14 protein-coding genes are annotated in these 25853 nt (G+C 46.1%); 6 read left to right on the top strand and 8 right to left on the bottom strand.

Annotated elements, in window-relative coordinates; all coding sequences use genetic code 11:
- Window positions 1-2: 2 nt before the first annotated feature.
- The 6 genes from HMPREF2983_RS03695 to HMPREF2983_RS03670 all read right to left on the bottom strand — a co-directional run bounded on the left by HMPREF2983_RS03695 (window position 3) and on the right by HMPREF2983_RS03670 (window position 11466).
- Entirely contained in the window at window positions 3-4055 is a 4053-nt protein-coding gene (locus HMPREF2983_RS03695) for a hybrid sensor histidine kinase/response regulator transcription factor (RefSeq protein WP_070666875.1), read from the bottom strand.
- Between the two features lie 186 nt (window positions 4056-4241).
- The gene (locus tag HMPREF2983_RS03690) at window positions 4242-5045 is read right to left on the bottom strand and encodes a gluconate 5-dehydrogenase (RefSeq protein WP_018920224.1); all 804 of its coding nucleotides are present in this window, start codon (window positions 5043-5045) and stop codon (window positions 4242-4244) included.
- A gap of 338 nt (window positions 5046-5383) precedes the next feature.
- The gene (gene hemG, locus HMPREF2983_RS03685; protein WP_070666873.1) at window positions 5384-6769 is read right to left on the bottom strand and encodes a protoporphyrinogen oxidase; all 1386 of its coding nucleotides are present in this window, start codon (window positions 6767-6769) and stop codon (window positions 5384-5386) included.
- Window positions 6770-6789: 20 nt separating this feature from the next.
- The gene (gene hemN, locus HMPREF2983_RS03680; RefSeq protein ID WP_070666871.1) at window positions 6790-8154 is read right to left on the bottom strand and encodes an oxygen-independent coproporphyrinogen III oxidase; all 1365 of its coding nucleotides are present in this window, start codon (window positions 8152-8154) and stop codon (window positions 6790-6792) included.
- A complete protein-coding gene (locus HMPREF2983_RS03675; protein ID WP_070666869.1) occupies window positions 8126-9373 on the bottom strand; it encodes an MFS transporter in 1248 nt (415 codons plus the stop codon). The genes hemN and HMPREF2983_RS03675 overlap by 29 nt, the downstream gene beginning before the upstream one ends.
- 20 nt (window positions 9374-9393) lie before the next feature.
- Complete coding sequence (locus HMPREF2983_RS03670) at window positions 9394-11466, bottom strand: TonB-dependent receptor (protein ID WP_210400359.1); 2073 nt, start codon at window positions 11464-11466, stop codon at window positions 9394-9396.
- Between the two features lie 284 nt (window positions 11467-11750).
- Here HMPREF2983_RS03670 and hepC point away from each other — a divergent pair, with 284 nt between their 5' ends.
- From hepC to HMPREF2983_RS03640, 6 genes are all read left to right on the top strand, one after another.
- Complete coding sequence (gene hepC / locus HMPREF2983_RS03665; RefSeq protein ID WP_070666865.1) at window positions 11751-13892, top strand: heparin-sulfate lyase HepC; 2142 nt, start codon at window positions 11751-11753, stop codon at window positions 13890-13892.
- A gap of 6 nt (window positions 13893-13898) precedes the next feature.
- A complete protein-coding gene (locus tag HMPREF2983_RS03660) occupies window positions 13899-16046 on the top strand; it encodes a surface glycan-binding family protein (RefSeq protein ID WP_070666863.1) in 2148 nt (715 codons plus the stop codon).
- A 17-nt stretch (window positions 16047-16063) separates the two neighbouring features.
- Window positions 16064-19210: a SusC/RagA family TonB-linked outer membrane protein gene (locus HMPREF2983_RS03655; RefSeq protein WP_070666861.1), complete on the top strand. Its 3147-nt coding sequence runs from the start codon at window positions 16064-16066 to the stop codon at window positions 19208-19210.
- 17 nt (window positions 19211-19227) lie between these two features.
- Window positions 19228-20907 carry a RagB/SusD family nutrient uptake outer membrane protein gene (locus HMPREF2983_RS03650; RefSeq protein ID WP_070666898.1) on the top strand — a complete coding sequence of 560 codons (1680 nt, stop codon included), beginning with the start codon at window positions 19228-19230 and terminating at the stop codon, window positions 20905-20907.
- A 404-nt stretch (window positions 20908-21311) separates the two neighbouring features.
- On the top strand, window positions 21312-22151 hold the full coding sequence (locus HMPREF2983_RS03645) for an SDR family NAD(P)-dependent oxidoreductase (protein ID WP_070666859.1): 840 nt from the start codon (window positions 21312-21314) through the stop codon (window positions 22149-22151).
- Window positions 22148-23647: a class I adenylate-forming enzyme family protein gene (locus HMPREF2983_RS03640; RefSeq protein WP_070666857.1), complete on the top strand. Its 1500-nt coding sequence runs from the start codon at window positions 22148-22150 to the stop codon at window positions 23645-23647. The genes HMPREF2983_RS03645 and HMPREF2983_RS03640 overlap by 4 nt, the downstream gene beginning before the upstream one ends.
- 312 nt (window positions 23648-23959) lie before the next feature.
- On the opposite strand, the gene HMPREF2983_RS03635 is transcribed toward HMPREF2983_RS03640, so the two are convergent.
- Window positions 23960-25270, bottom strand: a complete 1311-nt coding sequence (locus tag HMPREF2983_RS03635) for a porin family protein (RefSeq protein ID WP_070666855.1) — start codon at window positions 25268-25270, stop codon at window positions 23960-23962.
- Complete coding sequence (locus HMPREF2983_RS03630) at window positions 25251-25841, bottom strand: RNA polymerase sigma factor (protein ID WP_070666853.1); 591 nt, start codon at window positions 25839-25841, stop codon at window positions 25251-25253. Before HMPREF2983_RS03630 ends, HMPREF2983_RS03635 begins: the two co-directional genes overlap by 20 nt.
- Window positions 25842-25853 lie beyond the last annotated feature (12 nt).

The following is a 25853-nucleotide window of genomic DNA, read 5'->3' as shown; positions in this document are numbered from 1 at the left end:
TCTCACGGCTGCACGTCTTCCGGTTGCTTTCCATACTCGGTGGGCATGCAGCCAAAACGTTTTTTAAAGCTCGTTGCAAAGTAGGAAGGCGAATTGAAACCTACTTTGTAACTGATTTCAGAGATACTTAATCGGCCCTCTTTCAACAGGGCACAAGCCTTATTAAAACGTATGCGGCGTATGAAATCATTGGTCGATTCTCCGGTAAGTGCCTTTAGTTTGAGATGCAGATTAGACCTACTCATAAGCATCTCACGTGCAAAACGTTCCGTAGAGAAGTCGGTATTACAGAGATTTTGATTTACGATTTCAATCGCACGAGAAAGTAATTCTTCGTCAAGAGCATTGTTGGTAATTTCCTTTGGAACGATTTGTTGCGTCTGTGTGTAGTGTTCTATGGTTGTTTTTCGAATGCGCAAGGCATTCTGAATTTTGGCTTTCACGATGGCAATCGAGAAAGGTTTGGTGATATAGTCATCTGCTCCGATGCGCAATCCATCTAATTGTTCCTCCACTTCTACCTTGGCCGAGAGTATGATCACAGGGATATGGCTTGTTTGAATGTGCTGTTTAATATGGCGACAGAGTTGCAGTCCGTCCATGCGTGGCATCATGACATCGGTCAACACAAGGCTAATCGTCTCTGAAGCAAGCTTTTCTGTGGCCTCAATGCCGTCTGCTGCCTCAATAATCCGATAGCTTCCGCGCAGTGCCTGACACAAATGCAGACGGATATCTTCGTTGTCTTCCACGATGAGCAGGGTTTCATGTCCGCTCGTTTCAGCTGCCGTTCTGGTCTCTATGGTTTCCTCTTCCATTTCATTTTCAAGCGAATCAGCCATAAACGCCATTGGCGAATTCATCGAATAGGTTTGTACGACCGCTTGTTCCGTAGCGAATTCGTTGGTCTGGTAAGCGCTTTTCTCAGCAGGTAGGCATATTGTGAAGACACTTCCTCGCCCTATTTGACTTTCCAAATGAATGCTGCCATGATGCGTAGTGACTAATCTTTTCACGAGAGAAAGCCCCACTCCACTGCCCTCATGCATGGCATCGGTCTGATAGAAGCGTTCAAAGATACGTGCATGTTGGTCTTCAGGGATACCTTTCCCTGTGTCAGAAACCTGCAGGATAAGCGTTTTCGGTGCCTCACTGTCCATGGTGAGTTCTGCCTTTACAGTGATATTTCCCCCTTTAGGGGTGAATTTGAAGGCATTTGAAAGTAGGTTGTTCATCATTAGCTCGATGAAATTAGGGTCACATACCACGTGCTCCTCTTTCAAATCAGCTATAAGTTGATAGCCGATTTCTCGCTGTTGAGCCAGCTTCTCAAACTGTTCGAACAGTCTTTCTATCATCTGCTGCAGGTCAACGGGCCTCACTTGCAATTTGAAATAGCCTAATTCTGCCCTCCGATAATCCATCAGTTGATTGACTAAATGCAGCAGTCGGTTGACATTGCGCCTCATGATTGTCAGCTGTTGCTGTGCCCAAGTGTCGGTCAGTCGCTCTTTCATCTCCTGCAAAGGCGAACTGATGAGCGTCAGCGGCGTGCGCAGTTCATGAGAGATATCAATGAAGAAACGTTGTTTCATCTCGTTGATTTCCTGCATTCGAAGCTTATCTTGGCGCTCATTCTCCAATTGCAGCTGCACCATTTTACGGCTTAATAGATGTCGGAAGCCAAGAATGACGACTCCAATGATAGCAAAAAGGAAGATAAGGCGCGCCCACCAAGTGGCATACCAGACGGGAAGCACCTCTATTTCAAGCTCGGTTGGCTGTGCACACCACTTGCCGTCGTTGTTGGCTGCTTTCACTTTGAAGATGTAAGTGCCGGCCGGCAGACGCGAATAACTTACGGTTTGCATGTCGTTTGTATAGTGCCATTTCTGGTCGTAGCCTTCAAGCATGTAGGCAAAGGTGTTGTGTGAGCCCGCAATATAGTTGGGAACAACAAATTGAAGCGAGAACATGGTCTGCTGATGTGTCAGGGTAATATGTCGGGTGAAAGGCAGCTGACGGTTGAGAATGTCGTGATGATCGCCGGGGACGACAGGCTGATTGAACACGCGCAAGGTTGTGATGACCACGCGAGGTGCATAGGGGTTGTCTTTCAGTTGGCGGGGATTGAAGGCCGTAATGCCGTTGACGCCACCGAAAAACAAGCGCCAATCCTGCGTCTGACAAAAGGCATGCGGGCTGAACTGATTGCTCTGTATGCCGTCAGTATGGGTGTACACCCTTGTTTTCCCAGTCTTTTGGTTAAGTCGGCACAGTCCGTTCCCTGTGCTTAACCACAGTGTTCCGCCCGCATCTTGAATGATTCCACACACAATATTGCTTGGCAAAGCGTTGCTGACGCTGTATCTGCGCACCTGCCACGTGGCAGGATCCACGCAGAAAGCACCTTGACGGGTTCCTATCCACACTTTTCTGTCGGGAGTTTCTACCACACAATGCACGAAAGCCCGCCCTAAAGTATGGCTTATCTTTGTAGGAAAAAGCTGGCGAAATCCCTTTGCTGTGGGGCGAAGAACAAACAGACCGCCTTCCGTTCCCACCCACAGGCGGCCGTCATGATCGCGGTGCAAGGCCCCTATCTTGCGCTGTTCGCTTGTCAAGGGAGCAGAGAATGCCACCTTTGGTGATGTGATTTTCTGTGATAGAATGTCAAAGCATTTAAGTCCGTCGAGTGTGCCAAGCAGCAGCTCGCGATTGTTTTTGTAAGGCAAGATGGCATAGACGCTGTTGGCATCAGGCGATATTTCAGAGATGACGACACTCTTTACGCGGCGCGGATGCTGCCGGATGATTGCTAATCCCCCTAATTGTGAACCGACAAACGCAGTGCCGTTGTGCGGGTCTACATAGATATCCTTGATATCATTCGATGCGAGTCCGTCGACCGAAGTAATGGTTTCGTAACGTTGCTTGACGGCATCATAATAGCTTATACCGTCGTTCGTTCCAATCCATAGATTGCGCTTGGCATCCTCAACGATGCAACCAATGATGTTATTGTGAATGGTGTTCTGTCCCGGTATCATGCGAAGATAGCTGAAACGATGCTTCCGTGGGTGGTAATAGTTCATGCCTCCAAAATAGGTTCCAACCCACATTCCGCCGTTTGTGTCGGCATAAAGGCATCTGACAGAGGCTTGTGAAAGGCTTTCTTCAACAAGGGGCTGCGCCTTATAGACGGTCATGTTTCCTTGATGATCAAGCACATTTAATCCATTGACAGTACCAATCCAAAGATTTCCATGCTTATCATAGGCCAGCGCACGAATGTAATTCGAGCACAGAAGAGAGTTTGTAGGCGTGTATCGGGAAACTTTCAGCGTAGTGAGTTGAAGCTGATAGAGACCGTTGCCTTCTGTTCCTATCCACAGATTCGGACCATGGCAGGCTGTCACTGACACTCGTTTACCGGCCAATTCATGGGCAGCTAATGGGCAAGTGGTGTGATTTCGCATGTCATAGGCGTAGAGTCCCGATGCTGTTCCGATGAAAACGGTGTGTTTGAAGCGGCCAATGGCAGTCACTTCTCCCATGGGAGAGGAAACAATCTGCGCCTTTTGAAAGGCTTTTCTGACCGTATCAAATACCCACAAGTGTCCATTTGCGCAGATGAGTAACTGGTTGTTGCCAAGTTCCACAATATGGCTTACCGACATTTTCCGGTCTGTCCGAAAATTGAAAAAACGGTCGTGGAGGTCGTCATAAAGTGAAAGTCCTGCATTGGTTCCTATCCATAGTCTCCCTTGTCGGTCGGTCATGACGGTCTTGATGATATCACTTCCGATTGAAAAACGGTCGTGTGGCAGGTTATGATAGGTCTTGAAGCCATAGCCGTCATAGCGGTTGAGGCCGTCAGCCGTAGCCATCCACATGAACCCCAACCTGTCTTGCGTTACATCGAACACCGAACTTTGCGACAACCCTTGGTCAGTTCCAATGTGTGAAAATGTTATTCGCGGTATGGCATGCGTGGGCGTAAATAGCAAAAGAATAGTGAAAAGAGAGAGAAAGCAGGCTGTTTTGTGTTTCATAAGGTATTTTTTAGGCGTTCTTACCCTTTATATTATCATTCAGCTTTATGAAGAGTTTGAGCCTTGCACCATATGAATAGGCAAGGCTCAAATGCTGTTTTGCCTCCTTGAAGTCCTGCTTGCAGGGTCTCAGGGCATAGGCAAAATAAAAATCAGAATGTCGAATACCGGGCTTCCGGGCATCGATTAAGGTTGCTTACCGATATAAGCCAAGATGCCACCATCAACATAAAGGATGTGACCATTTACGAAATCACTGGCATCAGAAGCAAGGAATACGGCCGGCCCCATAAGGTCTTCCGGCGTTCCCCAACGTGCAGCGGGAGTCTTACTGATGATGAAACGGTCGAAAGGATGACGGCTGCCGTCAGCCTGAAGCTCACGAAGAGGAGCGGTTTGCGGTGTTGCAATGTAGCCCGGGCCAATGCCGTTACACTGGATGTTGTGCTCGCCGAACTCTGAACAGATGTTGCGTGTCAGCATCTTCAGACCGCCCTTGGCAGCTGCGTAGGCACTGACGGTCTCGCGACCTAATTCACTCATCATTGAACAGATATTGATAATCTTACCATGTCCTTTTCGTTTCATGCCCGGAATTACGGCTTTTGACACGATGAAAGGTGCGTTGAGGTCAATGTCAATCACCTGGCGGAAGTCTTCAACGCTCATCTCTTCCATTGGAATACGCTTGATGATACCGGCATTGTTGACGAGAATGTCAATCGTGCCAAGCTCTTTTTCAACCTTTTCAACAAGTTCTTTCACCTGTGTTTCGTCGGTCACGTCGGCAATATATCCGCGTGCATCAATGCCTTTAGCCTTGTAGTCGGCCAATGCCTGCTGCAGATGATGTTCGCTTCGGCAGTTGAATGCCACCTTAGCTCCGGCTTTGGCATAAGCCTCCGCGATAGCAAATCCGATACCATAGGCAGCACCTGTAACTAATGCTACTTTCCCTTCTAAGGAGAATCTCTGAGAAAATGTGTCCATGTTTTAGTCTTGTTTCGAGTTATTATAGTAGAGTTTACAAATTTACGAATATTTTTCAGAACGCGCAAATCGGTCGAAGTAAAAAAGCTTAAAAGCTGCTTTTACTGAATACTTCTTTCAAGACGGATTGGACTCTGCCTTAGAAACTCATTCCTTTTGCCACAAGGTGAGAAGCAACATGTTATCTCCTTTTTCATGTCATCATGCAAACGGTTTTGTAAAGTGACTTATATTACTGTGCAATCTGCGTCAAATCATGCTGTGAAGTGACTCAAATGAGGCCGCAAAATGAGTCAAGTTACAGCGTGAAATGCATCAAGTTGCAGGGCTTTCTCTAATCAGTTGATTTGCAGGCCCATAGCAACGGCCTGACGAATGCGGTCGGCCATGCCGATGCCATCACGCAGATTACCACCGAGGATAAGGCCAGGATGGGCTTGTTCTATGCGTTTGACGGCTGCAAAACGGGCGCCACTCGACAGCTCATACTGTGGAATGGCGTGCTCATGACGGAAGATTTGAACCATATCGGGCTCCACATCTTGTGGAAATCCAAGCATCTTGGACAGTGCTTTCGTTACGAGTTCGCACAGTTCCTCGTTGGTTTTTCCAAGCATTTCGGCATGTTTCATGCCTCCAAGGAAGAATGAAAACAGTGCACCCTCTGCAGGACAACGCTGTGAAAAGCAGGCCGAAGGGAAGAGAATGCCCAAGAGTTGTTGCTGTTCGCACGTGGGAATGAGTCCGCCAAAGGCTTTATGTTCAATGCCGTGCGCATTGGAAAGCCCCACGCTTACTTGTACTATCGGAGCGTAACGCAAGGCTGAAATCGGTGCCATATCGCCGGCTTTCACAAATGGCAGCATGGCTTTCAGCGCGTAGGCTCCCACGGTTGTAATGACATTTCGGCTTTGCAGACTCACCTTTTCGCCCGTTTCCGTTGTATATTCCACCTGCCATTGACCTCCAATCGGCATGACAACAACCTCGTTTGCCCCCAAGATGATGTTGGAAAGTCCTACGGATTGCGCCAAAGCATCCGTCAGATGACCGAGTCCTCCCACTGCAGAAAAGACCTTCTTTGTGGCTAACCGCTCGCGATCTGACTTCTTTTCCTTGCGTTTGGCAATGGCTCCGCGAATGAAACTGCCGTAGTTTTGTTCCAAGTTATACAGCTTTGGCAGTGCAAAACGCGTGATGAGCGCATGTGGATTGCCTGCATATACGCCCGAAATAAATGGGTCTACGGCGTAGTCTAAATAGCTTTTGCCCAATCTTCTCACCACCATTGATGCCACATCTTCGTTGGGATCGGTGCCCTTGGGACGGAAAGGCTCAAGCAAGATGCCGAATTTATCGTGCCAAGTGAATAGCGGTGTGCGCAATGCTGCTATCGGATCAGCAGGTAAGGCATGGAAACTTGTGCCCTTCCAAATCCACCTTTGCTTGGCTTCTTCATGGGCCTCTTCGAGCGTGCAACCCCACTTCGTGAGGTCTCGAAACAGCTCTGCCACTTCAGGACAGCTCACAACGCCTGTGTTGGGCCCGCTTTCAAACGTGAAATCTCCTTGTCGGTGGGTCTGGATCTGACCGCCGATGCGTTGTTCTTTCTCGATTACGAGCACTTTTTTCCCACGCTTTCTGAGTGTGTGGGCAGTGGTGAGTCCTGTTAATCCTGCACCAATGACGATGACATCGATACTTGTTTTCGTTTCGTTCTGCATGGAATATGTGGATAATAGCGTTATACCGGTTTTGAAAACAGCAGGTGACTGTTGCGCATCATAGGGTCGAAAGCAGCTGCAACATTGCGCACAAAGGGCATGCCTTCAGGCGTTACGCGCACCTCTTCGGCATCAAAGATGATTAAACCGTCGGCTTGAAGTGTCTGCAGTTGTGCCTCATTGTAGTGAACGGCCTGCCAAATGTCGGTCACGGTGCAGTGCAAACGTTGCGCCATGTCATGCCAGTTGATGCCGTTGTTACACATGATGCATTCAATGACTTCGCGCGTGATGCGCTGCCAAGGGGCTAAGGCATAGCCGCGTTGAACGGGCAAACGGCCTGCATTCACCTGCGTGATATAGGTTGAAATGTCTTTGGTATTCTGCGCATAAGCCTCGTCCAACTGACTGATTCCCGACACCCCGAAGGCATAGACCTGTGCAGTGATGCGGCGAGGACAATAGCCTTGGAAGTTACGGTGTAGGGTGTGATGTTGCAGGGCCACGCTCAAGTCGTCGTCAGGCAATACGAAATGATCCATGCCGATGGGCACATAGCCTGCCGCCCGGAGCGTTCTTGCAGCCTCTTCAAACATTCCTAACTTTTCGTTTTGCAGTGGAAGTCCGGCCTTTTCCAATATCTGCTGGCGTTTGAAAAGGCTTGGAAGATGAGCATAACTGAATGTCACCAAGCGGTCGGGGCGCAGAGATATGGCCGTTTCTATGGTCGATACAAATTCCTTTACCGATTGTTTCGGCAGCCCATAGATAAAGTCAAAGTTCACCTTTGCACCGCCTTTGCGCAGTATGTCCATGATTTCTGCAACGGGAAGCAATGAGGGGTGTCGGTTCACGGTATGCAGAACATCGGCGTTGAAATCCTGAATGCCGAGACTGAAGCGGTTGAACCCACTGCCAAGCAGATAGTGCCAGTCTTCTGCCTTGAGGTAACCGGGGTGACATTCAATGGCAATTTCGGGGCTTTCTATCGTTTCAAAAGCCGACAACAGATGTTCGTTGACGCCACGGATCAGTGGCAACGGCATTGACGAAGGACTTCCTCCGCCATAATGTATCTGGCTTATTCGGCGGTCTTTCCTTAGGTGTGGCAGCAATAAGTCAATCTCTTTGTGGAGTGTTTCGAAATATTCTGTGATGCGGTCAGGCTTTGCCATGGCCACGGAATTACATCCGCAATAATGACAAAGATGCCTGCAAAAGGGCACATGAATATAGAATGAGATATTGTCGGCTGTGGCGTTGTTCGAGCTTTCAACGGCTTTCAGATACTGTTCTGCATCAAAAGGCTTGAATTCATTGGCCGTTGGATAACTCGTATAGCGCGGAACAGGGATGTTATATTTCTTGAAAAGCGTTTCGTTCATTGTCTGTTTGATGTTCGTTCATATGCATCGTATAAAAGAAAGAGGCTAAGGCAATGGCGCTTTGTGTGGCAAACATGCCCGTATAACCTATGCTGCTGGCGATAAATCCGCATACAACGGCGATGAGAATTCCCATGAGATGCGTGATAACGGTTTGCACAGTGAAGTCTGTTCCCTCTCTCCCTGCACGCACATGGTGCATGGATGAGGTGTAAACAACAACTGTTCCCATGCCGTAACTGCCCCAAAGCATGATGATTGCTGCCGTTAACAGCAATGTCGTTGGATGGGATAGAGACAGCATAACAAAGAATAGTGTTGCGAGAAACATCACGAAAGCGAAGACCACTCGCATGCGTTTATACCCCCAACGGCGCACGAAGAGTCCCGCGGGATAAGCCATCACGAAAGCCGAACCAATGCCAATGATGCCACAGAGAAAGCCTATCTCTTTCATAGAATATCCCAAATCGACCATGAAAGGCTTTAACATTGACATGACACCGATTATCCCTGTGTAGTAGAGTACTAAGAAAATGACTTGCCGGGAGATGCCTTTCTGACGGAAAAACAATCCGAAATCCTTCCACGCAGCACGCTCTCTGACCTTGCTTTCCTGTTGAAACGCGAGCTTCTTATGCAGTAACAGCGGAACAAGAGCCATGAGAACAAACACACTCAGGCATTGTGCCACGCGGTTCCAACTATACTCATGGAGCACTATCAGCAGTACTCCGCTCCCCAAAAGGCTACCCCCGAAGCTGCCCATTGACTGCATGCTGTTGAGCAGTCCGCGCTGCTGATGCGATGAAGTGCGTATGGCCAATGCATCGGTAGCAATGTCCTGCGTTGCCGAAGCCATTAAAGCCAGTAGGATAATGACGATTAAGAGGTGGAAAGATGACGGCAGAATTGTACTCATATCGAATACACTTGTCAGTAAAATCAATAGGGCGTAGATGATTTCCACACCGATAATGGTGCGTTTATAGTCGACAATGGTGTTGCAACAGCGGTCTACGGCCGGTGCCCAAAACACCTTTAATATCCATGGGAGCTTTATGATTTGCAGCAGCCCGATAACAGAAAGCGACACCGCTTGCTCGCGCATGATGACCTGCAGCGCCGTAGTGAAGAAACTCATCGGCACAGCTTGGGCTATATATAAACTGAAGAAGGTAGACAAATAGGCTACCTTCCGCGTGGATGTTCGGTTCATTTTGCTAATCGTTTCAAGGGCTATGGGTGAAGTCTGAACACCAAAGAGGTGCCTAACATGAAAGGCTTTCCACGCTGAGCAAACTTGGCAGAAGAGGCAAAAGCATAGCTCATATAGCGTGTGTTGGTGGTGTTTTTGCTCCAAAGTTCCCAAGTGAAACGTCCTTTTGTGGCCGCAATCTTCATATTGAGCAGTGCATAAAAAGGCTGTACCAACTTGTTATCCTCGGTCCAGTAAATCTTTCCCGTTCCCGTGAGTGCGGCATTCAGCAAGAGTTTGTCCAATCCCATGACGTGGAAAAGAGTATAGTTGGCCACGAAAGCCATGGTCTGTCGGGGCACCATGGGCAGCATGTTGCGGGAGAAGTCAACCGTAGCGCTCTTCTTGTAGTGAAGGAATTGTGCATAGGTGTAACCGTAATTGGCCTGCAACTCCAAGTTTCTGAAGGGGCGACAGACGGCAGAAAGTTCGAAACCTTTACTGTTGGAGTGGCCTGCATTATTGATGATGTTGCCCAAACCGGGTACAGTCGTGGTGACTTGTTGATGCTTCCAATCAATGTAGAACAGACTCATCTCGGTTTGAAGTGCACCATTGAACAAGGTTAGTTTTGCGCCTATTTCATAGTTCCAGTTATATTCCGGGTCGTAAGCAGGCAGGTTGGGCGTGATAGAAGTAATGTTGTAGCCCCCTGCCTTGTAGCCTCTTGACACAGAAGCATAGACCATTTTGTCGGCAGAAAATTGCTGGCTGAGCGTGAATTTCGGTGTAATCTGGCTGAAATGCATATGATCTTTGAATGTAGCCGTTTGCACATTGCTGCTCTGTCCCACGCTCAACGTATATTTGTTGGCTTCATAATTTTCGCCCACTCGCTCATAATCATAACGCAATCCCACTGCTGCGTGCAATGTTTTTGTCAGGTCATAGGTGGATTGATGATAGATAGCACCGCCCCATGTAGGGCTGTCATAGAACTTAGGTGTAGCATAATCGGGCGTAATGAATTGTGTTTCGACAGCATTGTTGAGCTTTTGATAGAAGCCGAAAGCCCCTGTTATCCAGTGATAACGGCAGTCATTATTCGCCGATCTCAGCGTGAATTCCTGGCTCACGAGGGTCTGTTTCAAGCCTGTAATCGTGAAAAAGAGATCACGAGGCATGAAATCCTGATCGATATATTGTTTGTCTTTGCTGTGTTGAAACGATGTCTGTGCATTGAAATGAAAGGCTTCTCCCTTGTAAAGCCAGTTCATTCCGGCCGACAAAACATTACGACGATAGCTGCTATAGCGGTTATAGTTCACAGCCTCTGCCGTGTTGTCGTCGGCATGATACAGTCCATAAGGATAACCACCTTGCGTAGAGTGGTCGAAAAGTACGTTCAAACGCATGGTCCAGAGGGGTGCAGCTTGCCAGGCTAATCCCACTTTTGCATTGGCACTTTGCAGGTCGTCGGCTTTCTTCCCCGTATAGATGTTGCGGAAGAAACCGTCGTTGCGGTGATAATTCCCTGCCACATGAAGTCCTAATCTGGGGGCGATTTTCTGATAATGTGCCAGCCCCAAGCGCACATCATTGCGCGAACCGTAACTGATTTTGGCAATCATGTTTTGATAATCCAATGGCGAATAGGTATAGATATTGATGAGTCCGCCCGTTGAATTGCGTCCATAGAGTGTGCCTTGTGGCCCACGCAGCACCTCAAGGCCACTGATTCCGGCAATGTCCAAGTCGACAACAGAACGCTCAAAATAAGGCATTCCATCAACATACAAGCCCACAGAAGGCGCATTGGTCTTTGAACCTATACCGCGAATATATATCGGAGTGTTCTGCCGTGCGCCATAGTCAGCAATGAAAAGATTGGGAAAAACGCTGCTCATGTCGCGCAAGCCGTTGAGCTCATTGCGCTGAAGAAAGGTACTTCCCGCCACAGATATCGACATGGGGGCATTGCTGATGTGGTCTTGTTTGAACCCATTCACCACCACTTCTTCCAAGGTGTGATGCTGTGCAATCGTCGAATCAGCAGTTTCCGCCATTGCGTATAAGGGTAAAAAAGCTGTAGATAATAGGAGAAAAGACTTCATATCACTGTTTTTGTTCATACGGTTTGCAAAGTTAAGGCATTTCTCTTGCGCTCACAATCATCATTTATAAGGAAACAGAGCATTCCCCTTGAAAAGTGTGTTTCCAATGAATTGAAGAATGAAGTCAGTCTCCTACCTATACATAATTAAAACTCTTTTCGACAGAATTGAAAGTCGACTTGCCTTAAAAACATTATTTTTGTATCCATACTTGGGTGACCATGACCAATGGAAAACAAACCAAAGCTTACAAAGACAGTAACTCTTAGTTATAATTTAAACTTATGAAAAAACAATTTATCAGTTTCTTTGCTGTAATTAGTTTAGCACTTGGGCCTGTAGGTTGTTCGGACAACACAGCTGAAATAGCCCAGAAAACGATTGTAGACATAGAGACTTATCCTGATTCTGTTGCTGCTGACACAATCAACAAAGGAATCTTTGAGGTTCTGAATTTGGATTATCCAGGTTTGGAGAAAGTCAAGGAACAATATGAGGCAAAGCAATATTATCGGGCAGCCTATGCGCTTTTAGAGTATTACCGCATGCGAACGAATGTCGTAAATCCATCGGTTGACCTTCTGACACCTACACTTTCGACTTTTGAAAAGAATGTGGCTGAACAGGCATTGAAGCATCGTTTCTACATCAGAAACTTCAAAGAGAAGGTTGTCAACGGGCAGGATGTCTATTATTCTTTCGATAATAACGGAAAAATTGATTGGGAAACGTTGGTGCAGTCAATGCCCGATCAGGAGTTTAAAAACCAACTTCATCGTCATCAATGGTTTCCCTCGCTGGCAAAAGCTTATCGCGTGACGGGCAACGAAGCCTATTTTGAGGCATGGAAAAACGTTTATAATAACTGGATGAAAGCCTATCCGAATCCTCATACGAATGTAGCCGGAAACAATGTGGCGTGGATGGGGCTGCAACCTGCAGAGCGTGTACGCGACAGATTGAGCATTTTGCCCTATTATCTGCACTCAACAAAACTCACTCCAGGCTGGTTCTCGGTCGTGATGAAGGCCTTGGCCGACGAAGTGGAGACTATCCGAAAGGGCTATTATAAGGATGAAAGCAACATTCGACTCACGCAATCGAAAGTTGTGGCAACGGCTGGTGTGCTGATGCCCGAATTCAAAAATGCAGGTGAATGGCTGAAAGAAGGACTTCAAGATGTAAGTCATGGGCTTGAAAAGCAATTCCTTGCTGACGGTGTACAGAATGAACTTGACCCCAGCTATCATATTGGAGCAATCAGCGATTATTATGATCTTTATCAGTTGTTGCAGGCCAACAACAGGCTTGACCAGCTTCCTACAGACTATATTCAGTGTTTGAAGAGGGCCACAACTTTCGTGACAGACATCATCTTCCCTGATTATAGCCTCGATAATTTCAATGATACTCGCAGCAGTTCTTACACAAAGAGTGTTGTGTTGAAAAATCTGAAACGCTATGCCGGCATGTTCCCTAATGATCAGGAAATGCGTTGGTTGGCTACGGAAAGACAGCAGGGGAAAGTGCCTCTACGCCAGATAGCTACCTATAAGGCGTCGGGTTATTATATGATGCGCAATGGGTGGACAAAGGAATCAACCATGATGGTGATCAAGAATAATGTCAATCCCGATGCCAAGTGGCATTGTCAGCCCGATAACGGTACGTTTGCACTCTATCATAATGGCCGTAATTTCTTCCCTGATGCAGGTTGCTATTCGTATGGAGGAACCAGTGCTAGCAATGCAAGTCGCAATGCTTATCGTGCTACAAAGATGCACAACACACTCACAGTGCTTGGCAAAACCATTGACAACAAGCACATGAACGGTGAGTTACTTAAGGTTGAAAAGCAGGCCGGAGCACAGTTGATAGTCATGCAGAACGAGTCATATCATGGTCTAACACATCGTCGGGCCGTTTTCTTTGTTGACAACTGTTTCTTTGTAATTGTTGACGAAGCTTTCGGCGATGGTAATCACGACAAGGTTAATCTGAACTTCCATTTGCTTACAGGCACAGGTAGTCAGGCAACCGTAGTTGATGATTTAACGTCACAATATGCCTTTGGTGCACACACTTGTTTTGCAGATAACAATAACATGTTGATACGCAGTTTCGCAGAAACTCATCAGGATTTTGGAGCCATGGAAGTGAATTCGCCATTCTCAAGCAAGCTTGGTGAGGTTACGGGAAACCGCAAGGGGTATCAGCTTTCCATACGTAAACCGGCCCAAGGTGCCGCACGTTTTGTGAGTGTTATCTGTCCGTTTGCCAAGTCGGATGAGGCTGCAAGTATGGATGTTAAGGCCAGATTTACTGACAATTCTGCAGGAACGGCAGGCACATTCCATGCCAAGGGTGCTTCTGTTGAAGTGACGGTAAACGGAAAAACCTATCCATTGTCATTCACCTTATTATAATAAATCATGAAAGAAAGACTTAAAAAAATAGCCGACAAGACCACAGGTGCATTGCTGATGATACTTTGCTGTTTCGGCATGGGTTCTTGTTCAGACGATGCTTTGACCGACAATACGACTTTTCAGTTGTTTTATTCGGATGTGACAGATATTGGACCGTCGATGAGTATGAAGCTCTATGAACCGACATATATCGGCAAGAAACCTTCGGATTTCGCTTTGACAGGGGTGACTCTTGACGGTAACGATGTGCAGACAGAATGTTTCAGTATCGATAAGGAAACGGGTGCCATTGCCATTGAAAACACCTCTGGGCTGGCTATCGGAACCTATGCGCTGAGCGTAAGCTGTCGGTCGGGTGGCAAACATTATAATTTCAAGGACCTCGTTCATGTCAATATGATGCGCACTGTGCCCGAAGGTATCACGGCTACGCCACGACTTTTGGAGGTAAGCTATGACGATGTGAAGAGTAAATCGGAGTCAGAATTGCCAACCTCTCAGATTACTACTGACGGCAAGCACATTCATATCAATAAATATGTCATTGCCAACGTGAGGCATGAAGGTGTGGTTATTGCCAATGATAAGTTGTTTTCGGTGAGCGATAAAGGAGTGATTGGTTTTGGAAGCAACCATGCACAATTGGCTCCCGGCAAGTATATCATCGACATGAAACTGACAACAGAGGTCGTAGATGAACACTCTGAAGAGGGACTTTTTGCCAATGCTGTTGAGGTTAATGTTACTTCACGTCCTCTTACTTTGGGTTATTCACCCGATTTCAGCAAGGTTGAGGCAGAAATAAGTGAGACCGTTAAGAGTGTGGTGCCTGTGATGTCAGGCTCTCTTGAAGATTTGAAGTTCGAGATTAGTAAGGTGGTTCCTGCTACGGCTCCTGTCAAGATAGATGCTGCTACAGGCGAAATCATGTTAGAACCCAATCACTTGGCTATTGGTACGACCTGCAAGGTGGAGGTTAAGGTAACTAATAAATATGGAGCAACTGACTTCCCCGAAGTCTACACTTTTACCATTGTGCCGCTTATTCATACGATAACCAAATTTAATTATGCTTCTGCAACCGAATTTATCGAAGGAACATCATTTACATTACCTGTAAAGGAAATAGACGGAGATGGTGTGAAATATGCCTTCAAAACCCTTCCTTCTGCTTTGAATGGGCAGTTGAATATCAATGCGCAGACAGGCGAATTGTCGGCAGAGAAAGGGAATACCATTCCTCAAGGCAACTATACCGTTGAGGTGACAGCCGAGAATTCGAAGGGTAGCAAGACGGCTACGGTTGCACTGAAAATCGTGAGAAATCGATATCTTTTCACGTATGTGCATTGGGGAAATAATATTGGATTGTCACCTATCCGCAATTATGCGAGTCAGTATAGGATAACGTCCAAAGGCACATTTAAGATGAAAGTAACAGCCAGTGATATAGAAAAAGGTGTGCAGGCAGAGTATCTTATTGATGGTGCAAACTCGAGTACGAGTGCCACTATCAATCCACATACAGGTGAAATCACCTTTGATAAGTGGCAAGCAGGTAAGGTGTTCATGCTTCTTGTGAAAGTAACGACAGGTAAGGGCACTGCAGGTGAGGTGACGATTAAGACTCCGGTCTTTGTGCATTGCTCAGCACCTGTAGGTGGTGTAACCGTAGATTACACGCCATTTGTATTCCAAGTGAATCCACGAAAAGGCGGCACTTCTGTGGCTCCAACAGTCACAGGTGCAACTCCTGGAAAGTTCTTGATGGACTATCGACGTGCTTTCAACTATTATAATATCAATGGTCCGGAAACACATCAGACGGGACAATTAAAGGCAGGAGCGACTACTGCTTTTATTTATCAAATGTGGAAACGCTACTATGGTGATGCTGCCGTGAACACGGGAGCACGCAAACCGGTGTCTTTCTATGATAACAAAGCCTCATTGAACGCTCCTTTGTGCTATGTGGATGCAACGAAAGACTGCGCTGTTACCGTGAACCCAGGTAAGTGGCAGGCTGACAATGAATATGCGAACGGTGTGTTTATTGGGCAGATGACATTCACAACAAGCGGAAATGTAGGAAAAGTGGCTTCGGGAAGTCAGGTGTTCCCATTGGCCATTTGGTTTAATACAGACTTTTAATTCATAATACCAAAAATATGAAAACATTCAATAAGAATAATATAGGCAGACGAAGCCTGCTCCTTGTAATCGTAGCCTGGCTGGGAATTGCTTGCAGCTTTGCGCAGGATATGGTACAGGGTGTTGTCGTAGATGAGGCTGGTGAGCCACTGGTCGGTGTGACCGTGAAGCCCAAAGTAGGAAATGGTGGTACCATTACTGATTTGGATGGCGTTTTCATGCTGCCGAAAATGAAAAATAAAGTATATGTATTTTCTTTCATTGGATATAAGACAATGGAGGTTCGTTTGACGACACAAAAGGGACAACGCGTTGTGATGTTGCCCGACAACAAAACACTCAATGAGGTAGTGGTTGTGGGCTATGGCAATATGAAACGAAGTGACATCACAGGTGCTATTACGAGTGTGAACGAACAGCGAATACGAAATTTCAAGACAGGATCAGTCGTTGAAACCCTTGGAGGACAGATGGCTGGTGTGCAGGTAACGGCTTCTGACGGTACGCCTGGTGCTGGTTTTGACATCAAGATACGTGGTGTGGGTACCGTAAATGGCGACTCTTCACCTCTTTATATCGTTGATGGATTCGAGGTGAGCAATATTGATTATTTAGCCAATTCAGACATTGCTTCTATCGATGTGCTTAAAGATGCTTCAGCATCCGCAATCTATGGTGCGCGTGCTGCTAATGGAGTAGTGCTCGTAAAGACTAAATCGGGGCAGCAGGGAAGGCCTATTGTTGCCTATAATGGCGCTTTCAGCCTACGTAATATCACTAGGCATCTCGACCTGCTTACGCCTCGTGAGTTTGTAGATTTGCAGATGGAAATCAACCCTTTGAAGTATGCTGGCACTTATTTCAAGGAAGGAAAAGATGCTTCGGGAACTCCTTACCGCTATCAGTCAATAGCTGATTATGACAATGTTGCAGGAATAGACTGGCAGAAAGAAGCTTTCAAACCTACTTGGTCGCAAAGTCACGACCTCTGTATCTCGGGTGGAAGCAAGGAAACTCAATATGCATTGTCTTTCTCTCATTTTGATGAAGACGGCATTTTCACGAATAGTAGTTTTGAAAAGAACACTGGAAAGATGCGCTTCAAGCAGCAGTTGACCAAGGGTATCGGTATGGATGCCACTATCAACTATGCAAACACGGTGAAGAAAGGCATCGGTACGGCAGGAACAGGCGGCACACTTAATGTGTTGGCCAACCTTTTGCGTGCTCGCCCAACGGGTGGACTCTCGGTGACAGATGAAGAACTTCGCAACTCTGTTTTCGATCCGTTGCTGTTGAAAGAGAACGATAGCTATTCTCAAATCAATCCTATCAAGCAGGCTGAAGCTGTTCATAGCCGCACACAAACAGAGCTTTGGGGAGCCAATCTGGCTTTCAATGTAAGGCTGATGAAGGGACTTGTACTGCGTAGTGCAGCTACTTATAATGTTACCCATTCGCGTATTGATTTCTTTTATGGTGAGAACTCCAGTCAAGCTTATCGTAGTGGAGGTTCTTATGGGTCGTCACAGATGCAGAAAGATCTGCGTTGGTCGACCAATAACACATTGACTTATAAGGGCGAAATCAATAAGAAACAGCGCTATGAAGTGATGCTTGGTCACGAATATTCATTCCGAAGCAATGAATATCTGTTGGGACAGGCTCAGGAATTCCCATTTGAAAATCTCGGGAATGATAACCTTGGATTGGGTGCTACGCCAAGTCTTGTAAGAACCAATCGCTATGAAAAGGGACTACTTTCCTTTTTTGCACGTGCCAACTACAATTATGATAACCGCTATCTTGCTACAGCAACACTGCGTGCAGACGGCTCTACGGTCTTTGCCCCCAATCATAAGTGGGGATATTTTCCCTCGTTCTCTCTCGCTTGGCGTGTGTCTGAAGAAGCTTTTATGAAGAATATCAAACCGCTTTCTAACCTTAAACTGCGTATGGGATGGGGAGTTGTAGGCAATGACCGCATTTCAAACTATCTCTCAATGAACCTCTATATGCAGAGCAAATGCGGTGTTGGAAAGAAGCTGATGACTGTACTTACACCGAAACAATTAGCAAATTTGAACTTGAAGTGGGAGGGAGCATCGACAGTTAATGCCGGAATAGACCTTGGTTTGTTTGGAGGAAGGGTCAACATGAGTGCAGATTTCTATGTCAAAAACACCAAAGACCTGCTTCTGGCACAGAACTTGGCCTATGTAACAGGCTTTGATTATCAGTGGCAGAATATTGGAAAGATACAGAACCGCGGTCTGGAACTCTCACTTAACACGGTGAATATACAGGGAAAGAAGTTCAGATGGCAGACTGATCTCAACCTCTCATTTGTCAAGAACACGCTTAAATCATTGCAAGACGGTACGCAATCAATGTATTCGGCTACTGTTTTCAATAGCAATTTCACGGGTTACGACTATGTTGCAAAGGTCGGTGAAGCATTGGGAAAGATGTATGGCTACCGATTTGCAGGCGTTTATCAGTCGTCTGACTTCTATCTTACGCCATCAGGTGAACGTGTATTGAAGCCCGGAGTACCTGATATCAGCCGTCATGCGGGTCGGAAAGTTGAACCGGGAATGGTGAAATACGAGGATATCGACGGCAATGGAATAATTGATACAGCAGACCGTACAGTCATTGGTGACGGCTATCCATCGTGGTTTGGTGGTTTGACCAACACCTTTAATTATGCAAATTTCGATTTGAGTGTCATCTTCCAGTTCAGTTATGGCAATGATATCTATAATGCAACGCGCATGTTCAACACGCAGACCCAGGATGAGCGAAGCAATCAACTGGCAGAAACTGCTGACCGATGGACACCCACACATGCTTCAAATGCTGTGCCTTCGGCTAAAGGTTATGTGAAGAATGAACTTTACTCCCGCTTTATCGAAGACGGTTCTTATTTGCGATTGAAGAATATTACTTTGGGTTATACCTTCCCAACACGGCTTACTCAGCGTATGAAAGTGAGCAGATTGCGCCTTTATGCTACGGCACAAAACCTCTTTTGTCTGACCCAATATAGCGGTTACGACCCTGAAGTGAACATGAAGAGCAGCCCATTGATGCCGGGATTCGACTGGGGAGCTTATCCCAAGAGTCGTGTAGTGACCTTCGGTTTGGAATTACAATTCTAATGCTTAAAATGTGTAATATGAAAAGATATACTATCAAATACATTGCAATGAGCCTGTTGGGGCTTCTTGTTTTCACTGCTTGTTCGCTCGAAGAAAAGGACTTTACCGAAGTAGAGAAAGGCAAGTTTATGCGTAATGCAAAGGAGGCAGAGACCGTGTTGATGGGTGTTTACAGTCAGATGACCGACGAAGGACTTTACCGTTATCATCTTTCGCTGTTGTTCACGCTGCCCACTGACATAGCAAAGTGTGAGGGGTCAAGCACCAATGGTTTTCGACAAGTGCCTGCCAATGCCTATACCAGCACACAAAATGAAGTGCGTGTTACGTGGAAAGCGCTTTATGCAGCAATCTATTCTGCCAATGATTTCTTGGAGAATCTATCTGAAAAAGCGGATAGTTACAATGAAGCAGACCGACGATTGGCTACAGTATATATGGCAGAAGCCCGTTGTCTGCGTGCCCTCTACTATTTTGAATTGCTGCGATGGTTCGGACATGTCACTCTTACCACAAGCACTAATGCTTCTCACGACAATCCCAAGACCTTCAAACAGGCTACACCAGAGGCCGTCTATCAATTCATAGAGGCCGACTTGAAATATGCAATCGCTCATTTGCCCTATGCTACTGATGACCATTTGCGCACAGACAATGCCTTCCGAATGTCTAAAGGTGCAGCACTTGGACTACTTACAAAGGTCTATGCTACATGGGCAGGGAATCCGGTTAATGACACCAGCAAGTGGAAAGAAGCAGCTTTGACAGCCCACATACTCATAGCATCGGGGAAGCATCATCTGCTTTCTGACTATGAACAGCTATGGAAAAACACGTGTAACGGCACGTGGGACCCAGCAGAGAGTCTGATAGAAGTGTCGTTCTATTCACCCACTATAACCGGCAAGAACGGTGAAGATCCAAGTGGCCGCATAGGAAAATGGAACGGAGTTTCTGCCACAGGAATTCGTGGAATACGTAATGCTGCTAACTGGAGGATTATTCCAACATTCCTCAGTGAATGGAAAAAGCATGATAACGACAAGCGGTGGGCTTTGTCATTTGCTGACTATCGCTACACAGCGGCAGGCCTTCAGCCTCTCAGTAAGTTGGGTTCGTTTGCTGATGCCTTTACTTCTAATGCCTCAGATGATTTGAAGAAAGTCTATGCGAATAACATCTGCCCTGCCAAATGGGATACGGAAAAGTATGTAGATGTAGCCAACTATCTCGTCGATGCCAATCTCTCGAATGTCAACTGGTATATACTGCGTTATGCAGATGTGCTGTTGCTCTATGCAGAAGCACTCAATGAATGGCATAAACAGCCAACGGCTGAAGCACTCACTGCCCTCAATATGGTGCGTCGTCGTGGTTTCGGCTTGTCTGTTTCTGAGGCTAATTCGCTCTCTGATCTCGGCGCAATGGATTATGAAAACTTTCAGAAAGCAGTGAGAGATGAACGTGCTTACGAGCTTGCTTTCGAGGGACATCGGCGTCAAGACCTTGTAAGATGGGGTGTTTACTATGAGGCTATTAAGCAAACTGAACAGCAGCTTGTCAATTGGTATAGCGATGGACCAACCTATTATATATGTGCCATGTTTACCCAAAAGGGTAAGAATGACTTACTGCCTATACCTCAACGCGACTTCGACCTCATGAGAGAATATGTTCAAAATCCAGGTTGGAAGTAGGGTGAAATCAATCCCTACTTCCTGCAAGGAAGCCTGAATGATGCGATTGTAAGAGAGAGAATATGGGAGAATGATTGCAGAGCTGTTTTCACTTTATCTTGTGAAAAGCTTGCATGGAAAGACAATAAAGCGCCTCAGTCTGCGATAATATAAAATAAGGTTCTATTGCATGGTGTTGTAACTTGTATTGAATAGCCTCGCCATTTGAGTCATTTTATACGGTAACTTGAGTCAAGTTACGATGCAATTTGAGTCAAAACGCACGGTAATCTAAGTCAAGTTACAAAGCAAGCTGATATAGGCCGCATTTGTTGGGGACTAAGCTTTGATTATAATAGTCAGATTGTTGTTTCAGAACAAGGGTGATAAAGACTATGTTTGCAAGTGGAAAACAGGAATGAAAGATGAATACAAGCATACTTAATCTATGTGCCCGATGGCTCTATCCTGTGCCTCATCTCCGTGAAAAACGATTGGAGGAATGCTTCAAGGGGCGTTGGGTGGTAATCACAGGAGCATCACGTGGCATCGGATTTGCACTGGCAAGAAGGCTCATGGAGGCTGGGGCAAATCTCTATCTCATAGCGCGGAGTGAAACAGAACTTCAGACCTTGTGTTGTGAAGCACGGGCTATGGGCTGTCAGGCAGAATGCCGTGCAGTGGATTTGCGCGACAAAACGGCACTTGACTTGTTATGTAATGACCTGCGAAAGAGGTTGCCGACAGTGGATTATCTCTTTTGTAATGCGGGTAAATCTATTTGTAGGAAAATCGTGGATGCTACCGACAGACTGCATGATTTCGACCGTACGATGGCGCTTAACTACCGTGCAATGGTTGCCTTGGCTTTAGCCTTATTGCCTGCCATGCAGCAAGTTGGCGGGCAATTGGTTTATACCTCGTCGGTCAGTTGCCTTTATCCGCCTGCTCCAGGCTGGTCGGCTTATCACGCATCTAAGTCGGCAGCCAACGTATGGTGCCGTACTGCAGAGAGCGAATGGAAAGCACTTGGAGTTGGAGTCCATGTGGCCTATCTTCCTTTAGTGCATACGGCAATGTCGGAAGTCAATCCTGATTATCGTTCCATGCCCGCTTATTCGGCCCATGATGCCGCAGGAGTTCTGTTGCGGTTGGCCATGAGCCACAGGTTTTCCTATAAGCCCTGGTGGGCTTGGTTTACGGCTCCCATGGCCTCGTTGTTTGCACCAATCGTTCGCTTTTGTTATCAGAAACTCCTCCGATGAAAGTATCTCTGTTTCGTTCGCTTTGGCATCTGCATCTCATAACGCCACGCGGTATCATGCGCCTGATAGCATGTTTCTGGCACGAAGGCATCACGTTGATGGCTGTTTTGCGTTTTGTGGCATATTATCATGCTTCAGAATGTGCTGTGGTGAGTGAGGAAAAACGCTTGAATTATGGTGAATTCTTTCGGCAGTCAAAGGCATTAGCCACTTTACTCTATCATGATTATCATTTGGAAAGAGGACAACATGTGGTGCTGTTGTGCCGTAATCATCTTGTTTCAGCCTTACTCTTGCCTGCGCTTTCGCGTTTAGGCGTACATGTCAAACTGTTGAATACCGACCTCTCTGACGACCAATTGGCTCGGGTAATGACTCGCCCGTTTTCTCTGTTTATCTTTGATGAGGCTATGAAGCAAAAGAAATCGTTTCCGAAGTCGTGTCCAATAATCTCCTGTGAGAGCCTATATGCCTGTGTGGGGAAAAAGGGAACAGATGAAAAGAAGACTTTACCAAAAATAAAAAGAGGGGGAAATATCAGCGTGATGACAGGTGGCTCAAGTGGTAATTACAAGGAAGCAGCACGGCAAACAGGTATCGTTCAGTTTCTCCCACCATTCTTTTCATTGCTTCGCGACCTGCATATTGATCAGTATCAGAGCGTATTGATAGGGCTTCCTTTCTATCATGGTTTCGGTTTGGCAACGCTGATAATCTCATTGATAATGGGCAAAAAGATTTGTTTGTTGCGCCATTTCGATGTTCAAGAAGTGTTGCATGTCGTCTTGGATGAACGTGTGGAAGTGATGCCGATAGTGCCGGCTATGCTCGCAAGATTGTGGCAAACAGAAGGTGCTGAGCGCCGGATGACATCATTGAAATGCGTGATTAGCGGGGGAGATCGTTTGGGAAAACCATTGGTAGAAAAGACTTCTGCTTGCTTGGGAGATGTGCTTTATAACCTTTATGGCACATCGGAAGCTGGCTTTTTCATGCTTGCCACGCCACAAGAACTGGTCTATGGCGATGAAGTTTCTATCGGCAGACCTATCCGTGGGTTGCGATGTGAGATTAGAGATGCCGATGATGAAGGGGTGGGAACGTTGTGGGTGAAAAGCCGATGGGCTATGACTGGTCGGCAAAATCGCTGGCAATGTACGGGTGACCGCGTTTGGAAAGCTGCGAATGGATTGTTTTTTCATCGTGGAAGAGCCGACAAAATGGTAGTTTGCGGAGGGGAAAACGTCTATCCGGAACATGTGGAAAAGTGTTTAAGGTCTCATCCGTTGATTGCAGACGCGTTGGTCTTTGCTGTTCCAGATGAACGTTTTGGCTTGGTGCTTCATGCTCAGATAGAATTGAAAACAGGGGGCATTCTCACTGTAGACGCCTTGAAACAATGGCTGAAGCCACAGATTTCGCGAGCCGAAATGCCCCATTGCTTTATCTTTGGTCCCATAAGAATGTTGTCGACAGGCAAGAGAAGCAGGGAATGAAGAAGTTGAATCTTACTCCCATATTTTGGAGATAGTAAATAAGGTTTCATTATATGGCGTTGTAACTTGACTTGAATCACCACGCAACTTGAGTCACTTTAGGCGGTAAAGTGACTCAAGTTGCAGTGTAATTAGCGTCAAGTTATGATGTAAAGTGAGTCAAGTTACGCTGTAATCTATGTGAAGTTACCATGCAGACAGATATGGATTACACTGATTGGGGATAAATCTTAGCTTAGAACAGGCCCTAATTGATTATCCCGAACTAAGGTGATTTTGGGGCTATTACAGGTTTAAGCTTTCTGTTCGAGACTAAAAATTATTGTTCAAAGCAACTCTGAGACCTATGTTTAAGTTGAAGTTTGTGGGTTTGTCTTTATAGACATTTTCGACATTACTGCCGTTCTTGAAATAGTAACTCACTCCTGGTTCGACATAAGCACTTATCTTATTGCTCAGCAAGTATTCGCCACCCACAGCTGCATTCATGGAGAATACAGGCTGACGTTCTGTGACAGAGGTGTTGTTTTGGGCAGTCTTGGCGCTGTTTTTCTTCTTTTGTACAGCGTTTCCTTTGACGAGTTTCTCCACCTCTCCGCCTGCTGTCATATAGACATTGAGCCGTTTTGTCCGGATGAGGCTATAGCTTACGTTGACAGGCAGGCCTACATAGTGCAGGTTCTGCTCTACATCGAAGTGCTCATCTGCTATCTTATGCTTAAAAGTAGATGAGAGTTTGCTGTAAGTAATCCCCGACTGTAGGCTCCAATGCTCATTCAAGTTATATCTTACAGAGATGCCGAACTTAACTGCAGGGCGGTGCTTTGCACGGACTTTTGCTTTCTCCGTGTCGTCCATATGGCGTTGGATATTGGCTCCGGAGAATTCCGAAGTATATTCACCATAGGGATTTGCTGCTGCCAGCAAAGGGGTCTGAGAAGTGTTAGAAGTTCCTATTGTGCCACTGTAAGATGTCCCGACAATCAGCCGTGAAGGTGAAGCATCGTGCTTTGTATGTGGATTATAAGCTGTTATATGGTTTTCTATGGGGCGTTGGTTTACGGGTTGTTGAGATTTGTTTGCATTCTCTTTAACTGAACTTTCAACGGTTTCTTGATGATGTGCAGAAGGCTTATTGTTCTCAACAGTTTCTTGGTCTGTATGATAAGCTGCGTTGTTGGCTATTAAAGAGCTATTGTCAAGATGAACTTCTGCATTGATTTTATGCTTATGGTTAAATTCTTGTTTAGCGTTTTTTGAGATAGAATATCCGGATTTTAAGGTGTTTGAAGGAGTGTAGTCCTGACTATGCGTTTTTTTAATTGTAAGATTTGGAGTGGTGTTTGCCTTATGGTCAAGCATTGTTACAGCTTGATCAGATAAGAGAGAAGAGTTGGTGGAAGCGTTAAATAAATATAGTCCGATGACAACCATGGCTGCAATAGAAATCGAACTGTAAAGCCATAACGGGACAATTCTTGATTTCTGCTGGCGGGAATGCTTCGGGGTGATGCCACGACGCAGCATCTCTGACTTGATGTCGTCAAGGAGGCCTTCCGGAGCACTTACATGGTATTCCTTCTGAATACGTGCCTGCAAATCATTAAGCCATTTTTCTTTCATTGTTGTATCCCCTATATATGTTTTGTTCTTTAAGCATTTTGGCAAGCATGTTTTTTGCTTTGTGAAATTGTGAGGCCGAGGAGTCTGGTTTGATATTCAGGAGCTTTGCTATCTCCTTATGACTTTTCCCTTCTATTGCATATAAGTTAAAAACAGTTCTGTATCCGGGCGGTAGCTTCTGTATTGTGTCGGTGATTTGATGGATAGACAGGCTGTTAATGTCCGGCTCTTCAGCCTCAATGTCAGACAAACTCAGCATATCTTGTTTATCAACGAAGAGGCTTCTGTCATTCTCTCTGATAAAATAGAGGGACTCATTGATAACCACTTTTGTCAGCCAAGCTTTCAAAGAGCCCTTTCCCCGATACTCAAATGTATGGATACGGGTAAAGATTCTTATGAAAGCTTCCTGGAGTACATCACGCAGGTTCTCTTGATTTTCAATATATTGTGAACAGACTTTGGTTAGATAATCAGCATATTCGGCATAGAGTTCATCCATGGCGAATGCATCGCCCTTCATGAAAAGGTCTATAATATGTTGTTCTTTATTATGCCCGAATAGGTTCATTAATGATATAAC

The sequence above is a fragment of the Prevotella sp. HMSC077E09 genome (assembly GCF_001814685.1).
GTDB lineage: Bacteria > Bacteroidota > Bacteroidia > Bacteroidales > Bacteroidaceae > Prevotella > Prevotella oris.
Note: the sequence above shows the minus strand (reverse complement) of the source record. Positions and strands in the feature narration are given on the sequence as shown.